General features: G+C 58.5%; 13 protein-coding genes and 1 pseudogene. 6 read left to right on the top strand and 8 right to left on the bottom strand.

All coding sequences use genetic code 11. From position 1 onward, the window contains the following. Positions 1-68: 68 nt before the first annotated feature. Positions 69-563: an RrF2 family transcriptional regulator gene (locus GC090_RS10970; protein WP_006119082.1), complete on the top strand. Its 495-nt coding sequence runs from the start codon at positions 69-71 to the stop codon at positions 561-563. Between the two features lie 127 nt (positions 564-690). Here GC090_RS10970 and oqxB read toward each other — a convergent pair whose 3' ends face one another. Together oqxB and GC090_RS10960 are read right to left on the bottom strand one after the other, a co-directional pair. Next, on the bottom strand, positions 691-3,846 hold the full coding sequence (gene oqxB, locus GC090_RS10965) for a multidrug efflux RND transporter permease subunit OqxB (protein WP_058701955.1): 3,156 nt from the start codon (positions 3,844-3,846) through the stop codon (positions 691-693). A gap of 12 nt (positions 3,847-3,858) precedes the next feature. After that, positions 3,859-4,971, bottom strand: a complete 1,113-nt coding sequence (locus tag GC090_RS10960) for an efflux RND transporter periplasmic adaptor subunit (protein WP_416381884.1) — start codon at positions 4,969-4,971, stop codon at positions 3,859-3,861. Positions 4,972-5,330: 359 nt separating this feature from the next. Here GC090_RS10960 and GC090_RS10955 point away from each other — a divergent pair, with 359 nt between their 5' ends. From GC090_RS10955 to GC090_RS10945, 3 genes are all read left to right on the top strand, one after another. Beyond that, positions 5,331-5,678, top strand: coding sequence for a helix-turn-helix domain-containing protein (locus GC090_RS10955; RefSeq protein ID WP_006119087.1), 348 nt, complete (start codon positions 5,331-5,333; stop codon positions 5,676-5,678). A 90-nt stretch (positions 5,679-5,768) separates the two neighbouring features. Further along, a complete protein-coding gene (locus tag GC090_RS10950; RefSeq protein ID WP_006119088.1) occupies positions 5,769-6,206 on the top strand; it encodes a ribonuclease domain-containing protein in 438 nt (145 codons plus the stop codon). 2 nt (positions 6,207-6,208) lie between these two features. After that, positions 6,209-6,472, top strand: a complete 264-nt coding sequence (locus GC090_RS10945; RefSeq protein ID WP_033741324.1) for a barstar family protein — start codon at positions 6,209-6,211, stop codon at positions 6,470-6,472. Here GC090_RS10945 and GC090_RS10940 read toward each other — a convergent pair. From GC090_RS10940 to GC090_RS10925, 4 genes are all read right to left on the bottom strand, one after another. Continuing rightward, positions 6,469-8,844: a virulence factor SrfC family protein gene (locus tag GC090_RS10940; protein WP_324019735.1), complete on the bottom strand. Its 2,376-nt coding sequence runs from the start codon at positions 8,842-8,844 to the stop codon at positions 6,469-6,471. The two genes, GC090_RS10945 and GC090_RS10940, sit on opposite strands and share 4 nt — an antisense overlap. Then, positions 8,841-11,804 carry a virulence factor SrfB gene (locus tag GC090_RS10935; RefSeq protein ID WP_324019734.1) on the bottom strand — a complete coding sequence of 988 codons (2,964 nt, stop codon included), beginning with the start codon at positions 11,802-11,804 and terminating at the stop codon, positions 8,841-8,843. The genes GC090_RS10940 and GC090_RS10935 overlap by 4 nt, the downstream gene beginning before the upstream one ends. Positions 11,805-11,806: 2 nt before the next feature. Further along, entirely contained in the window at positions 11,807-13,150 is a 1,344-nt protein-coding gene (locus GC090_RS10930; protein WP_324019733.1) for an SrfA family protein, read from the bottom strand. 162 nt (positions 13,151-13,312) lie between these two features. Beyond that, positions 13,313-14,488, bottom strand: a complete 1,176-nt coding sequence (locus tag GC090_RS10925) for a benzoate/H(+) symporter BenE family transporter (protein WP_324019732.1) — start codon at positions 14,486-14,488, stop codon at positions 13,313-13,315. Positions 14,489-14,580: 92 nt separating this feature from the next. On the opposite strand from GC090_RS10925, the gene GC090_RS10920 reads away from it, so the two are divergent. Together GC090_RS10920 and GC090_RS10915 are read left to right on the top strand one after the other, a co-directional pair. Next, positions 14,581-15,126, top strand: a complete 546-nt coding sequence (locus GC090_RS10920) for a helix-turn-helix domain-containing protein (RefSeq protein WP_033741332.1) — start codon at positions 14,581-14,583, stop codon at positions 15,124-15,126. Between the two features lie 194 nt (positions 15,127-15,320). Beyond that, positions 15,321-15,878, top strand: coding sequence for an isochorismatase family protein (locus GC090_RS10915; protein WP_039340433.1), 558 nt, complete (start codon positions 15,321-15,323; stop codon positions 15,876-15,878). Positions 15,879-15,985: 107 nt separating this feature from the next. Here GC090_RS10915 and GC090_RS10910 read toward each other — a convergent pair whose 3' ends face one another. Together GC090_RS10910 and GC090_RS10905 are read right to left on the bottom strand one after the other, a co-directional pair. Continuing rightward, the gene (locus tag GC090_RS10910) at positions 15,986-16,237 is read right to left on the bottom strand and encodes a PIN domain-containing protein (protein ID WP_185199467.1); all 252 of its coding nucleotides are present in this window, start codon (positions 16,235-16,237) and stop codon (positions 15,986-15,988) included. 76 nt (positions 16,238-16,313) lie between these two features. Beyond that, positions 16,314-16,676 (bottom strand): annotated as a pseudogene (locus tag GC090_RS10905) (TonB-dependent siderophore receptor); the annotation flags it as partial. Positions 16,677-16,760 lie beyond the last annotated feature (84 nt).

Here is a 16,760-nt window from a genome sequence, read left to right as displayed (position 1 = left end):
TCCCTGTTTGTTGGTTCACTTAGGCGGCTATATAACAACAAGAATGCACCGCAATTCAGGATACAAAGATGCTTGATTATCGCTTCCCGACAGCTTTGCAAATGGTTCTGAGTGTGGCGGTGGCGGAGCAAATGGGAAAACGCTCTACCAGCGCGATTCTCGCTTACGGGCTTGAAGCAAACCCGAGCTTTATACGTAAGTTAATGGTGCCATTAACCCGTGATGGCATTATCGTGTCCACGCTGGGTCGTACGGGTTCCATTCATTTGGGCAGACCCGCAGCCGAAATCACGCTGCGTGATATTTATGTCTCTGTGACAGATGATAAAAAACTCTGGGCGGCTCGCCCGGATGTGGCACCGCGTTGCCTGGTCAGCGCCAACCTGTGCTGGTATTTTAAATCGATTGCCGAGGAAGCCGAGCAGGCATCACTGGCGGTACTCGCGAAGCGCACCGTCGCCGACGCGTTAAATGAGCTGAAAACCCACGACACCAGCAACTGCACCGCCGTGCCTGAGCCTGAGGTGACGGAACCGGATACCGACTGCAAAAAAAGCCGCTGATGCGGCTTTTTTTACGTCTAAATAAAATAAACGCTAACCGGCTCTGCCAGGGCACGGGTCGGGCGTTGTATATACTGACGTTGAGAGGTAGTGCCCCGACGTCCGCAGGATCGTCGGGGCACACGCATTACTGCGCGTGTTCCGTAACCGGGCGCGCGGCGTTACGCGTCACCAGCTTACGCAGCGCCACATAAAACACCGGCGTTAAAAACAGGCCAAACAGCGTCACGCCTAACATACCGGAGAACACCGTGACGCCCGTCACGCCGCGGACTTCCGCGCCTGCGCCTTCCCCCAGAATCAATGGAATAGTTCCGGCGATAAAGGCGATAGAGGTCATCACGATAGGGCGCAGACGTAACCGACAGGCCTCAAGCGCGGCGTCGACAATCCCTTTACCCTGCATCTCCAGTTCGCGCGCAAACTCCACAATCAGAATGGCGTTCTTACAGGCCAGGCCCATCAGCACCACCAGACCGACCTGCACAAAGACGTTGTTGTCTCCGCCTGTTAACCACACGCCCAGCAGGGCCGACAGCATGGTAACCGGCACAATCAGGATCACCGCCAGCGGTAACGTCCAGCTCTCATACAGCGCGGCCAGCACCAGGAAGGCCAGTAACACCGCCACCGGGAAAACAATCAGCGCGGTATTGCCCTGCGTCGCCTGCTGGTAGCTGAGGTCGGTCCATTCGATGTTCATGCCATTCGGCAACAGCTGGCCGGACATCGCCTCAAGCTGGCGCATCGCCTGGGCGGAGGACAGTACCCGAGGGTCCGCATCACCGATCAGGTCCGCCGCCGGATAGCCGTTGTAACGAATAACCGGATCGGGCCCGTAAGTGGTGGTGATATGCACCATGCTGCCGATGGGCACCATCTCGCCACGATCGTTGCGGGTACGCAGGTTGGCAATGTCCTCCACGCTGTCACGAAATTCGCCATCTGCCTGTGCCATCACCCGCCAGGTCCGACCAAAGCGGTTAAAGTCGTTAACATAGGATGACCCCAGATAAGTTTGCAGCGTACTGAACAAATCCGTCAGCGCCACGCCCTGTGCCTTGGCCTTATCACGGTCAACCTGCACATCCAGTTGCGGTACGTTGGCCTGATAAGACGAGATTGGGAAGTGCATGCCTGGCGTCTGCATTACCGCGCCGGAGAGTGTATTAATCGCGGTTTGCAGTGCGCCATAGCCCAATCCGGCCCGATCCTGCACGTAAAGCGAATAGCCCGAACCCTGGCCCAGACCCAGAATCGGTGGCGGCATAATGGAGAAGCCAAACCCCTGCTGAATACGGGCGATTTTTGCATTGATGTCCGCGTTAATCTCCGCCGCCGTGCGCTTACGTTCACTGAAAGGTTTCAGGCCGAAAAACACCGTGCCGCTGTTCGGCGTATTAGTAAACTGCAGCGCATTCAGGCCCGGGAAGGCAACCGCATAGGCCACGCCTTCCGTTTGCAGACCGATTTCACTCATCTGCCGGATGACCTCATCCGTGCGCGCCAGCGACGATCCTTCCGGCATTTTCACGCCGCCAATCAGGTAAAGCTTATCCTGCGTGGGGATAAATCCGCCCGGTACGGCATGGAACATCCAGCCGGCACCCGCCAGTAACACCAGATACACGCCAAATACCGCGCCGCGCCGCCGCAGGGTTTTCGCCACCATCGACTCGTAGCCATGGGCCGTGCGGTGAAAGAAACGGTTAAACGGGCGGAAAATCCAGCCAAACAGCCAGTCGATCAGGCGCGTGGGCCTGTCTTTGGCGGCCTGGTGATCCTTCAGCAACATCGCTGCCAGCGCAGGCGATAAGGTCAGCGAGTTGATGGCAGAGATGACGGTCGAAATGGCAATGGTGGTGGCAAACTGCTTGTAAAACTGACCGGTGACGCCCGACAGAAACGCCATCGGCACAAACACGGCACAGAGCACGAGGGCGATAGCGATAATCGGCCCCGATACTTCGCGCATGGCCTGATGCGCCGCCGCTTTGGGTGACAGACCCATCTCAATATTGCGCTCAACGTTTTCCACCACCACGATGGCATCATCCACCACGATACCGATGGCCAGCACCAGACCGAACAGGCTCAGGGTGTTAAGCGAGAATCCGAGCAGGTAAAGCACGCTGAACGTGCCCACCACGGAAACAGGGACCGCCAGCAGGGGAATGATCGAGGCCCGCCAGGTTTGCAGGAACAGAATCACCACCAGCACGACCAGAAAGACTGCCTCCAGCAGAGTCTGGACCACGGCCTTGATGGAGTCGCGCACAAACACAGTGGGATCGTAGGGCGCTGCCCATTTCACATCGTCAGGAAAGCGGGTGGCCAGCTCATCCATTTTGGCTCGCACCGCGTTGGAAAGATCGATCGCGTTGGCCCCGGGGGCCTGAAAAATACCAATGCCGACGGCATCTTTATTGTTCAGCTGCGAACGCAACGCATAGCTGCCCGCACCCATTTCGATGCGTGCCACATCGCGCAGCCGCACCAGCGAGCCGTCCTCAGCGGTTTTTAAAATGATATCGCCGAACTGCTGCTCATTTTCGAGCCGGCCCTGCATGTTGATCGACAGCAGAAAATCGCTCTGCTTTTTCAGCGGTTCCGCACCAAGCTGCCCGGCAGAAACCTGCACGTTCTGCTCCTGCATTGCGCTGACGACGTCGGCGGCGGTCAGGCCGCGTGCGGCCACCTTATTGGGATCCAGCCAGACGCGCATGGCATATTCGCCTGCACCAAAGATCTGGATCTGCCCGACGCCTGGCAGGCGGGCCAGTTCGTCTTTCACTTTCAGCGTGGCGTAATTCCGCAGGTAAAGAGAATCATAGGTACTGCCCGGCGAAAACAGATGCACCACTAAGGTCAGCGTAGGCGACATTTTTTGCGTCGTAATGCCCAGCCGGCGCACGTCTTCAGGCAGTCGCGCTTCCGCCTGAGCGACACGGTTTTGTACCTGAACCTGCGCCTGGTCCGGATCGGTGCCGGGACGAAACGTGACGGTGGTCACCAGCACGCCATCCGAACCGGCGACGGACTTCATGTACATCATGTTTTCGACGCCGTTAATCGCTTCTTCCAGCGGGGTCGCCACGGAATCGGCAATGACCTTTGGGTTCGCGCCGGGGTATTCGGCGCGCACCTGCACGCTCGGCGGCACCACGTCGGGATACTCACTGATGGGCAATAACGGTATGGCGATCAGGCCGGTCATGAAAATCAATACCGACAGCACGGCGGCAAAGATTGGCCGATCAATAAAAAAGCGGGAAAAATCCATATCAACCTCGGGTTATTGAGCGGCGGTAGCGGCCATATCGACAGTTTTGGCCGTCACCGGCATTCCGGGCATAAACACTTTTTGCAGTCCGGCAACGATGACCCGGTCGCCCGCCTGCAAACCGGCCTCGACGATACGCAGTCCGTCAGCCATGGCACCAGGCTTAATGTCGCGGCGCTGCGCTTTCCCCTGAGCATCAACGATATAAACATATTTGCGATCCTGGTCGGTCAGCACGGCTTTATCGTCAATTAACAGGGCGTTGAAGGTTGCACGACCCGGCAGGCGAACGCGCGCAAAGAGGCCAGGCGTAAAGATACGCTGATGGTTATCCAGCTGCGCACGCATGCGAATGGTGCCGGTGCTGGCGTTGAGTTGGTTATCCAGGAAGTCGACGTTACCCCGGTGCGGGTAACCCTGTTCGCCTGCCAGCGCAATCTCGATGGGCAGGGCATGACGTTGCTGGCCCTGACGCGCCATGGCCTGGTAGTGCAGGAAGGTGGTTTCATCGACGTCGAAATAGACCACCATCTTGTCTTGCGAGACCAGCGTCGTCAGAACGCTGGCGCTGTCCCCGGCGGTTACCAGGTTTCCTGCGGTGATCATGGCCCGGCTAGCGCGGCCGTCAATGGGCGCCGTGACGCGGGTAAAATCCAGATTCAGTTGGGCCATGGCCACAGCCGACTCGGCGGCCTGCACATCGGCCTGCGCCTGGCTGGCGCTGGCGCGTCGCTGCTCCCACATCTCACGTGATACCGCCTGAGTACCGAGCAGTTTTTCTGTGCGCGCCGATTCACTGCGGGTCAGGCTGGCCTGACTCCGCGCACGCGCCAGCGAGGCTCTCGCCTGATCCAGTGCGGTGCGGTAGCTACGGTCGTCAATGGTGAACAGGACCTGACCCTTTTTCACCTCATCCCCTTCATGGTAATTAACCGTGGTGATGTAGCCTGAAACCCGTGGGCGCAGTTGGACGCTTTCAACCGTTTCTATGCGGCCATTAAAGCTGTCCCACTGACTGACCGGTTTTGTCACCACCACAGCCGCACTCACCTCGGGCGGCGGCGGCGGGGCGCTGTTCGCCTGACCCGTGTCACATCCACTTAACTGACTGATGACCAGTCCCATCCCCAGCAGGGTAACTCCCTGACGAACCCAGTTGCTTATCATTGTTGTGATTCCGCGATGAACAGTGAAGTAAAGCCCGCAGGCCAATATTTGCAACTTCTATGGTTGCAATTTATCGCGAGGAGTGTAGGCTTGTGTGTCTGAGAACTGCAAGAATAACTGATACACTTTATGTGCGGTCTGATGAGCGATGATTTATCGGCCAGCATCCAGCCTGACAGGGCATGAGGTAAGTCCCCATAAAATGTGCGGCATTTAATGTATTAATTAAACTTGCATTAAATGGCATTGTCAGTCACGCTTTAAGTGTAACTGCAACTGATACTAATACTGTTCGCTGGCGCGACCGGAGAAGACAAATGATGAGTAACGCTTTTATTCACGATCTGATTAACTGGATTGACAACAATATTGAAGCACGCCTCGATCTCGATACGGTTTCTGAGCGCGCGGGCTACTCAAAATGGCACCTGCAACGGATGTTTAAAGAGCACACAGGCTATCCACTGGGTGAATATATCCGTATGAAAAAATTAAAAAAATCAGCGGATCGCCTGACCAGCACCAACGAACCTATTCTGAACGTAGCCATTTCGCTGGGCTTTGACTCGCAGCAGTCGTTCAACCGCAGCTTCAAGCGTCAGTATGGTGTTGCTCCGGGTGCGTGGCGCCGTCACAGTGTGCCGTCGCAGGCTGCAATGCAGTAAACCCCGCCAGGGCCAGGTCATCTGGCCCGCGCTGTTTTATCCGCTGAGAAAACTGCTATTATCTGCATCCTGTTTTCCAGGGATGTCATCATGTCAAAAAAACTGTGGTTAGGATTAGTCCTCATCCTTATCCTCTCCTGGATAGGTCTGCGACCCTATCTGACGTCTGCACCTGCCAAAACCTCTGCCGCAGACATCGCCGCCTTAACGGATGTGCGAACCGTCGCCCGCTGGGTGCTACAGCATCAGCAGTTGCCCGATTACTACATCACAAAGAAGCAGGCCCGCCGTCTGGGCTGGAATCCTGCGAAGGGCAATCTGTGTGACGTGCTGCCGGGCCGGGCGATTGGCGGCGATCGCTTTTCCAACCGCGAAAGAAAGCTACCTGAACGTTCCGACCGGCAGTGGTATGAGGCGGATGTGAACTACCGCTGCGGCCATCGTGAGGCGGATCGCCTCGTGTATTCGTCAGACGGGCTGGTGTTTCTTTCCACTGACCACTATCGCAGTTTTAAGCCGGTGCAGTAACGATGTTGCGCTTACGGTTTGATCTCGGTGAGCTGGCGGATCGCGATGCCTTTTACCGGCAGTTTGCCGCGCAAAGCGACTGCTCCGGCGACTTCGGCAATAACCTGGACGCGCTCTGGGACTGGCTGACAGGTGGCATGGCCCTGCCGGCGGAGATTTATCTGCTGAATGCCGATCGGCACGACGCGGATCTGGCTCCGGTTCTGGCGTTGCTGGAAGAGGCGGCGCAGTCGCTGAGTGGCGAACTGCGCCTGATATACGCTTAGTTACGCAGTGGTTTGAGCAGGTCGGCTAGCGCTTCGCGCGCGCTGACCGGCAGATCGCCCCCACCGGTATAGCCGTTGTTTTCGATAATGACCGTGTTCAGGCCCACCAGCCAGTCATATATGTAGTACGCCGTGTGGTTTGCTGGCGTAGCCGACAGTTTTGTCAGTCGCTGACCGGCGCTGAAATTCACACTCGGCGCAGGCGGACGTGAGAAGATCGACTGGCCACGGTTAACCCGGCTGGCCGGACGTTCTGTTTCCGGACGCTGCAGGAAGCCCAGCCACGCGACGAAATCCCCCAACACCGTCATGGCACGCGTCACCTGACGATCGGCGCGCGACTCATGCGACATGCTCTGCGCGTCCGGTTCATGCAGGGCGGTTTGCAGCGACTGCAGGATACCGGTGCGGAAACTGGCGGTGATCAGTTCTTCTATTAACCATTCCATCGTGGCTTTGTCGATATTCAGCAGCGTGAGCAGGCTCTGATTTTCCGGCAACTGGCGCAGATGGTTCAGCCACAGGCTGAAGACCTGGCGCGGGAACTGAGTCAGGCCCTGGCCAAAGCTGGACTGCTGAGGCGCGGGCTGTTCAATTTCAGCATCGCTGAACAGGTCGAACTCAAAACCGATACCAAACTGGTTCTCCGGTGCCTGAATACTGGTGGTGGCGGCAGGAACGGATGAGCCCGACTGATTCAGCCACAGCTGACGCAGGGCTTCGCGGGAAGGCTGCAAACGCTCCAGCAGTTCTCCATGCAAACCGGTGCGATGTTGCAGGCATTTCAACAAGGTATCCGCGATGTTCTGCTTGCGCACCGCCTGATCGGGCGACGCACCGGCTTCGGTCCAGGGCTGTAGCCGACGTTCAACGACCATGTGCTGAATCTGCGCCAGTTGCGCGATAAGCTGATCGCGGCGGGCCTCTGGCTGCATCTCATCCTGTAACCATTCGGACATGCGATCCACACCGGCGCGATCCAGTGCCAGCATGGAACCCCATTGCTGACCCGGCTGGCCGACCTGACGCTGTACCGCCTCATCCACATTCACCTGCTGATGGCGCGCATCATAAGGCGTGATTGCCCAAATCAGACGCGGTTTTTCACCCGCGTCGTTTTTCGGCTGAAGGCGTTGCCATTCGCGCAGGGCGCGGCTGGCGATATCCACATCCTGACGCTGGCTGGCGGCGGTGCAGATCAGCAGCAAATCGATGCCCTGGCGGGCGGCATAGATGCCGGGGAGCAGTGTACGTTTGTGCTCCAGCAGCCGTGCGCGCAGCGCATCCTGCTGCTGCAGGCGCTGGCGTTCTTCCCGCAGCGCCGCATCACTCGGCGTACCGGGTGCAGGCAGCTCCAGCATGTCCGCTTCGTCATAAATGGCGGTGCGCGGCGTGGAGCTGAGCGGAATCGTCACCTCCAGCGTCAGCAGCGCCAGTAATCCCAGCGCCACATGTTGCGGCTTGGCCAGGCGGTTTCCGTTTAACGGGCAGATCTCAATGTGCAGCGAGAGATCCTGTTCGCTGGCCGGGACGATAAGCTGTTCGGCAGGCAGCAGAGACGAATCGGTTAACAGGCTAAGCGGCCCCAGCACGCGTGTGCTGTTACGCAGTTGGTGGCGCAGGTGCAGCAAGCTCCGCACCAGCTCATTCAGGGCCGGTTCGGCGGGCCAGAGCAGAGAGAACAGCTGGACCCGATCGTCGACGCTCAGCCACGGGGCCAGTTCAACCGCCTGAGGCCAGAAGTGCCGATCCAGTTGTGCATCATACAAATGATGGCGGCGGCACCATGACCAGAGCGTAACCAGCGCATCGCTCTCCAGGCCAGGCAGTGGCGTCGTTAAGCGGTGACGCTGCAGACGTTGTATCACGCTGTCGATGTTTGCGGTATCGGGCTGGCTGACGCCTTCGCCACACGAAATCGCCAGGCGTAGCACCTCGGCTTCGCTCATCAGGGCCAGTTCAACCGGCCACTCCGACGACAGCGGCTCGCGCTGATGGGTAAACCGCGTCGCCGTGGCGAAATCAAGGTTACCTGGGTTGATATGCTGAAAATAGTTAACCGGCTTGTCGCTTAGCGCGGTGATTAACTGTCCCTGGGCATCGGCGACCATCTCCGTTAACAACCAGGCTTTGCCTGCCTGAGACTGCCCAAACAGGGCTAAGGTGACGGGGCGGGCCACCTGCTGCGCCAGCGCCTGCGTTTGCACACGGGCCTGACGTAACTGCAGGGTCAGGGTTTCGGCTTCCAGTGCCAGACGGGGCGACTGTTCGCGGGTGTTTTCAATCCATGCCAGGCTGCCATTCAGGGCGTCCTGCAATAAACTCAGGCGTTTTGCCAGCGTTTGCGGCTGGCGGGGTTTAACCGATCTCATCGTTTACATACACTCCCGCTGTCAATCCAGTATTGCGCATTGGCATTGCCAGTGGCGGAGAGAGTATTCAGTTTGAGGCTCAGATGTTCAAGCGGAACGCGCGTACCATCGTCCAGTCGGGCTTCGCTTAACACCAACGTCTCGGGGCCAGGCGCATCCGGACCGGCTTTCACCGCCAGCTTCACGCGCAGCACGCTTTCACCCGCAACCTTGCGCGCCAGCGCGGCATCATTGAGCGTCAGGCTGTACAACGGCGACGCGGGCCAGCGTTCATTATCCAGTTGGCGGAAGCCCAGACAGACGTTGCCACGAATCCGGAAGCTGCTTTTGCGATCCAGCGAGAAAGCGGGATCGTCCAGGTCGATGTCGCTGTAGCACAGGTTCTCATCGGTCAGGGCCTGGTTTTCGTCCAGCATGCCGAGATAACGGATCGTGGAATAGGGTTCGAAATCGCCCGCGCGGAACCAGAAGCTGCTCAGGCGCAAATCCAGGGCCAGCAGGCATAACATCGCGCCCACGGCGGCCGTGGATTTCGGGTTATCGATACGGCCATGTTTGTTAAACGGATACCAGTCACTGGTGTGATAGCCTTCCAGCGACAAAATTCGGCTGCCCGGCAGCGGTTGCAGATGACGCACCAGCGCCTGGATGCCGGGGAAGCGTGAGGGCCGTCCGGTCAGCAGCAGGACGTCACACTGATACAGTGAGACCACTTCACACATAGATCGCAGTGCCGGAATGATCGCCATGCGGTGCTGCATAAACTCGCCGTGAAGCTGCGCCATGCTGACCACCAGCGGCACCTCAAGCAGGTCAAAGCGGCTGTTGCCGCCTAATTCACGCTGGATTTCGCCATTAACAAACGCCAGCACCGCGTCTGCCGGACGTTGATCGACCAGCTCACCAAACAGCGCATTCATTTCGGCATGGCTTTCCAGCGGATCCCAGTTCTCGTAACGTTCAAGCACCGCCTGCGCCAGGGGAATAAACACCTGCAACGTGGCTTGCTGCCGCAGCGTCGCCTGACCGTCCATCCGGCTGTCGTGGCCAAACAGTTTGTTGATCAGCGGTTCGGCCAGCGTCAGGCCGGCTTTCTGCAGGCTCTGTTGCAGGGCCGGCAACACCCACAGCTGAATCACATCCAGTAATATATCGTCGCCGGCCACTTTAAAGCCTTCACGGAACAGCAGACGCGGCGTAATTTTGACGTTATTGCCCTGGCCGTCATCGAGACGGTACTGGGTAATCGCCAGGTCGGTAGTGCCGCCGCCAATGTCGATAGAGGCAATGCGCAGGCTCTTGCCGGGCTGCTCATCGGCTTCACGCGGACGATCCGGACGCGCCATGCTGCTGAAGAAGTCTTCTGCGCGGCCGGCAAAGTTCACCTGGGTTTCGTTAAACAGCCACACCATCTGACCGCAGGTGGCTTCATCCCACTCCATCTGTACGTCCGGCACGGGTTTACTGCTTTGCGCCTGCGTCTCCGCCGTAAATTCCTCGTCGGCCGGATGCCAGCCTTCGGCTTTCCACACCAGCGCAATCGCTTCCTGCATGCGACGACGAAAGATTTCACGTTCAGGTTTTGGCATGGCGGACGGAAGCGTCAGAATCACATGACGCAGCTGGCGCGGTGCATGGCTTTGCGGCATGCGCTGACGCTGTGCCGCGCTGTTCATTTGCATCAGTGCCTGGGCCAGCAGCTCACACAGCATAAACGTCATGAGTGAACTGCGGCTGTAGTGAGCGGAGAACACCGGCAGGCGTTCATCCAGCGGCAGCGCATACAGCGGCTGACCTTCGTCATTCATCAGTGAGGTGAAAGGGGCGGCGCAGGCCTGCGGTTCACCTTGTGGGCTCTGCTGATTGAAGCGCCAGCCCGGCTGATAGCGGGCTTCGTCCCACAGGTAACGCCGCGGGCTGGACAGCCCGGTGCTGCCTTCCAGACCGGCACGCTGCAAGGCCAGCCGGCTGGCTTCGCGTCCGACGCGGGTCAGTGAAGGCCACATAAAGGCCTGCTCACGGCCGCTTTCCAGCGAAAAGTTGGCTTTACCAAAACGCGCCTCGGCAAATTCCAGCCGACTGTCGAACAGCTCGTTATACACACGATGTGGTTGAGACAGATCGCGCATCTGCAGCTCGTAGGTCTGCTTCAGGCCGTTGCTCTCTTCCGGATGGTCTTCCACCAGAATACCGCAGGTGTGCGAGTTGCCGACGTCAAGAATGATATCCACGTTGACGGCTGGCGTTTGCAGCGTGGCGGCCTGGATGTGAATCTCCGTGAGGTTAAGCTGTTCGCCCAGCAATTCCAGCAGGTTGAGGTAGTGCGCCTGATATTCAAACTCACGTAGCGCCTGGCTGATGGCCTGTTCACGGCGATCGGACACGCGGTCGGTGAAGGATTCGCGCAGCCAGCCATCTACCCAGGTGTGATCAAGAAATTCCCCCAGCTCGTAGTTGTGCCAGGCCAGGGCAAAGGTAACGCCGTTCTGTGCGTCGGATGGCGTCAGTCCCAACTGTTCGCCGCCATCTTCTTCCGCCACGCAGCGCGTATCAAACGCCAGCGTAACGCGGTGCGTGTTGCCTGCGCTGTCAGGTTTCTCCAGCGCCACTAACCGCATGCGCGCCCAGTTTTCCGGGCCGCCGATAAAGCGACGACCTGAGGCGCAACGCAGCATTGGCAGCGGCAGCCAGCAGGCTTCCAGTAAGGTCAGGGAGTCGGACAGCGCGATATCGGTTTCGGGACGCACGACTTCCGGTGCGCCACCGTCCTGCGGGTAAAGTAAAAATTTACCGCTGTTACCGTCCATATTCAGACGCAGTAACGGGCCATTTGCGGTCTGGCGCACAAACTGACGGCGCGCCTGGGTTGCGGAGAGTTGCAGACCAAAATCCAGGAACTGCACGCCGCTGTTCTCAATCAGAGAAATTTTTTGCTTATCATCGATCAGGGGAGCCAACATAGTTACTTACTCTCACGCTTAATCGTAATGGGATACACACGATCCCCGGAGTATTGCGCTTCGCAGGCGGCGGCGCCAATGCTGGAATGACACACTAACATCGGCATACGGTAACGCGATTTGTCCGCGCACCGGGCGGTAAAGCGGCTTTCTATCACCATGTTACCCGCGCTGGTCATCGCCGCCGTGACATCGGCCTTACAGGTGGTGTTCCCCTGGTTGATCTGTACGCTGCCCTTGCCATTGTTAAACTGGAAGTGCATGACAGGAGGTTTACCGGTCGGCGTTTTGATGTTTTCGATCTCCACGCGCCAGCGTCCGTCAATCACCTGAACCTGACCATCACGGACGGCATCCGGTGTCACCACCAGATCGTCGGGTTTCGCGGGCACCGCAGGCGCAACCACGTTGGAAAGCGTCGCAGACGGTGCCGCTGCAGGCACAGGCGCAGCGCTGGCGGCGGTTTGCGCACCCGCTACCACGGCGGCCGGTTTCTGCGGCAAAGTGTCAGCCAGTTTTTCAGCCGGCACCATGGCTGCCGGCCTGATAGCGGCAACAGGGGCGGTATTTTGGGCGACCGGGGCGGACGGCGTGACGGGCTCCGATTGCGGCATATGCAGGATAACCGCCGTCGCGGCCGCTGCGGCAACGGCCAGCGTCGGAATCAGATACCACAGACGGAAAGCCGGACGACGCGCGGCCTGAGCGGGCACAGGCTCTGGTACAGGTTCCGGCTCAGGCGCGGGCACCTCTGCGACCGGCGGTACCACCGCGGCGGTTTCGGGCACCACCACCGGTTCGGGCGCAGGCGGCACAACAGGCTCGGGTGGCAGTTCGACCAGCGAAGCAGGCAGCGACTCCTCCAGGCTTTCACGCAGGCAGGCGAGTGCATCATCACGGTTGCGCTCCTGCGCATCCACAAATCCCCAAAAGGTGATGACAGGTTTACCGTTCACCAGATAAACATATTGCTGATTGGGGAATTGCAGGCTCTTGCCGAGTAGCGCGCCAAACAGGCGCATCGCCGGATTGGCAGCCTCGCGGGCGCGGGCGCTAATGGCTTGCAGATCCTGCTGGCAGGCGGTGAGATGTTGCAACGCCTGACGGCGTTCATAATCGCTCGCGGCCATCCAGGATTTGACTTTGCCGGAAAAAGGCGCGTACCAGTCAAGCCGGTCGCCACGTTCATTGGTTTGCGGAATCGCCAGGCAGTCTGCCAGTGCGCTTTGGCGGCGCAAACGCAGGGTCTCACGGATTTGCAGGGCGGACGTAAATACCGGCTGGCCGTTCTCACCTAAAGCCAGAACCGCATCCAGATTGCCGCTGCGCAGAAAAGTTTTTGCCACCTGTTAGGCCCTTATCGGTCGTTGTCTGAGGCAGAAGATCGCGTGTTATCGTCAATTACGGTGATTTTACGTGGGGCAATGGCAAATCAAACCGCAGAAAAAGAGGTCAAATGCGTGGTTTTTTCGCCCGCTGCCGGGAAAATAACCAATGCCCAGATGATGTTACGCTGTTTTACGTTTTAATAACAGATGCGCGATAACGCCACCCACTAATCCCCAAAACGCCGACCCGATCCCTAAAAGCGTCACGCCCGACGCCGTGATTAAAAAAGCCAACAGCGCGCTGTCGCGGTCAGCAGGCTCTGCCAGTGCCCGTTGCAGACTGCCGCCCAGGGTCGTCACCAGCGCCAGGCCCGCCACTACGTGCACCATTACAGCCGGCAGTGCGCTGAACAGCACCGCAATCAGCGCACCGGACAGGCCAGCCAACAGATAACATCCGCCGGCCACTGCCGCGGCAATCCAGCGACGACGGGGATCGGGATCGACCTCTTCGCCCATACAAATCGCTGCCGTAATGGCCGCCACACACACCGAAAATCCGCCGAACGGCGACAGAACCAACGCCAGTAATCCGGTCCAGCTCATGAGCCCGGATACCGACGGACGATAGCCGTGTGCCTGTAGGGTGGCGACGCCGGGCGCATTTTGTGACGCCATGGTGACTAAAAAATAGGGTAGACCAATACCGATAAGCGTGTGCAGTGAAAACGACGGCCAGACAGGCGCAGGAAGGCTGAAACGGGCAGCCTGCGCCGGAAAATGAAGACTGTTCTGGGCTACCGCCAGGGTAACACCGACCAGAAGCGTAATCAGAATGGCATAACGGGCCAACCAGCGGCGCGCCAGTAACCAGCTCATACACATCGTGGCGGCGAGGGGAAAGTTCACGGCGAAGTCGCTAAACGTCTGCAAGCCAAAGCGCAGTAAAATGCCCGCCAGCATGGCAGCCGCCAGCGACGCCGGGATATGATTCATCAGGCGGGCAAACAGGCCCGTGACCCCGCATAACACAATCAGGACATTGGCAAAAACAAATACGCCCACAGCCTCATTGAGAGACGTGCCCGGCAGGCTGGTGGCCAGCAAGGCCGCCCCCGGCGTGGACCAGGCGGCCAGCACCGGCATGCGGTAAGCCAGGGAAAGCCCCGTTGAGGCGATTCCCATTGCGATGCCAATGACGGAGAACCAGCCTGCGATCAGCGCAGGCGGCGCGCCAGCCGCCTGGGCGGCCTGATAAACAATCGCACCTGTGCTGCTGTAGCCGACCAGCACGGCGACAAAGCCTGACACCACCATAGGCAGGGTAACGGGAAACGGTGGATGGCGCAGTGACATGGTCTCTTCCTCTTGTGCGTTATAGCGCACATCGTCGCATAGTGCGCTATAACGCACAAGTGCTACACTGATGCGCTTATGCAGGAGACAATATGGAAAATTTGCATCACTATCTTGGCGAGGCGCTGAAACAACTGAGGCAAGCCAATGGCTGGAGCCTTACGTTAACCGCCGAGAAAACAGGCGTCAGTAAGGCGATGCTGGGGCAGATTGAACGCGGCGAGTCCAGCCCGACGATTGCCACCCTGTGGAAAATCGCCACCGGCTTTAATGTCCCGTTCTCGTTTTTTGTTCATCAGTTGCCCATCGCCGAAGGGGAAGTGGCCCGTTATCGCCAGCACAATGCGCAGATGGCGGTGACGCCGTTGTTACCTTATGACGATCGGCTACGCTTTGATTTGCTTGCCGTTGAGCTGGCACCAGGCGCGCAGAGTGATTCTGCCGCGCATGAAAAAGGCGTGATCGAGCAGGTGGTGGTGCTGGAAGGCGAGCTGTTGCTGGGCATTGCTGATACCTGGCGGCGGCTGAAGCGGGACGAGGCCTTTCAGTTCCGCGCGGACGTGGCCCACAGTTATCGCAATCCGCTGGATACGCGCCTGCGCTTTCACAGCCTGATTCACTATGTCGAGCGACGCTGAGCACCGGCTCGGGTTTGCCCATTAATCAGCCTGACTTACAAATTGAAACGACCCGCGCCTGTTCAGCGCTGCCCGGCACGCTATAATTGCCTCCCCCTGTATGGCGCGCCTGTTCGGGCACTGGCGGCGAACCGGCGGTGCGTAGCGGCATCAGCCTGCGCCATACTTCTTATACTGTTTCCAGAGGACTCACCATGGCTTTAACCACACTTGATGCGAAAACCGCTCTGATTGTTATCGATCTGCAAGAGGGGATTGTTGCGCTGCCGGTTGTGCATGAGCCACAGCCGGTTATTGAACGCTGCGCAGCCCTGGCGGCCGCCTTTCGTGAAAAAGACCTGCCTGTCGTGATTGTGAATGTCGCGGGCGGCGCACCGGGCCGAACCGAATCCCCCCGGCATCAGGGCGAATTACCGGCAAACTGGGCCACACTGGTACCGGCGATGACACCGCAACACAACGATATCACCGTCACTAAGCACACCTGGGGCGCGTTTAATCAAACCACGCTTCATGATCAGCTACAAAAACGCGGTATTACGCAGGTGGTTATCTGCGGTATTGCCACCAGTATCGGCGTAGAGTCGACGGCACGTCAGGCTTACGAATTAGGTTACAACGTCACGTTAGCGGTCGATGCGATGACGGATTTAAATAGCGATACGCACGAAAACAGCATTAAACGCATTTTTCCTCGCCTGGGGGAAACCGGCAGTTGTGACGATGTGCGTGCAAAACTTAACGCCCTGTAAGGGTTAAGCGACTTGCCAGGGGATGAGCAGCATCACGCTCATTCCCTGGACGTCTTTCGGCTGACGCGTCGCCAGAATGAGATCAGGCTGCATCGCCGTCGCTGCAATCAACGCATGGGTGTCAGCACGTCTAACGGGCATATACAGCCGTGCGCAGTTGCGTGCAATCCTGCCAGCGTCCGCTCATGATACACCGCCAGCACCTGGGTCTGGTACGCGTGGCGTAAGCGCTGCGCCTGTTCACTGTCCCGCCTCGCCAGGCGCGCGATGCCGCGTCTGGTTTCCAGCCATGTCACGGCCGAAATAAAGGTCCTGTCAGCCTCAGCACCACCGGCCCCCGCGAGAACGCAGGGATCCATTCGCGGCGTCCCGCAAAATTATCCCGGCATGTAACAACGTCATGCCTGAAAAATAAGGGAAAGAGCGAGTCAGCGGTCACGAAGCACCTGCGCAGCCGCCTGCGTTTACTGGAACTGTCAGGCCAACGCTGTAGTTGCGTCCCGGTACCGATTCGTAATAACGGCCATTGCTTTCGTTGACGATGACTGAGCCCATATAGTCAACCAGATTATCGACCCGGCCAACCAGATCCTGTGTTTATGCATCAACCCGCCATTTGTAGCCGCTGTTTACCACCGTTACGGCATACGAAGGTGCACGCACTGTGTTGCTGTCATCTGCGGCAATATTGCTCATATAACGCCATTCCGCGACCGCATAAAAGCCCTGTTCAGGGGCTGATTCTAAGCCGGTATCGACCCGGTTGCGCACGATACCGGGCATCCGCTTGCCGTCGCAGTCAGCGGCAGAGAAAAGATGGCAGGCAGCACAAAAAACGGCAGGCTTTACCGGCGTAATCGCTTAATATCCCTCTGTATTTGG

This window comes from Pantoea sp. JZ29 (assembly GCF_035190385.1).
Classification (GTDB): Bacteria; Pseudomonadota; Gammaproteobacteria; order Enterobacterales; family Enterobacteriaceae; genus Pantoea; species Pantoea stewartii.
The sequence above is the reverse complement of the archived record's forward strand: the minus strand, read 5'-3'. Positions and strand labels throughout refer to the sequence as shown.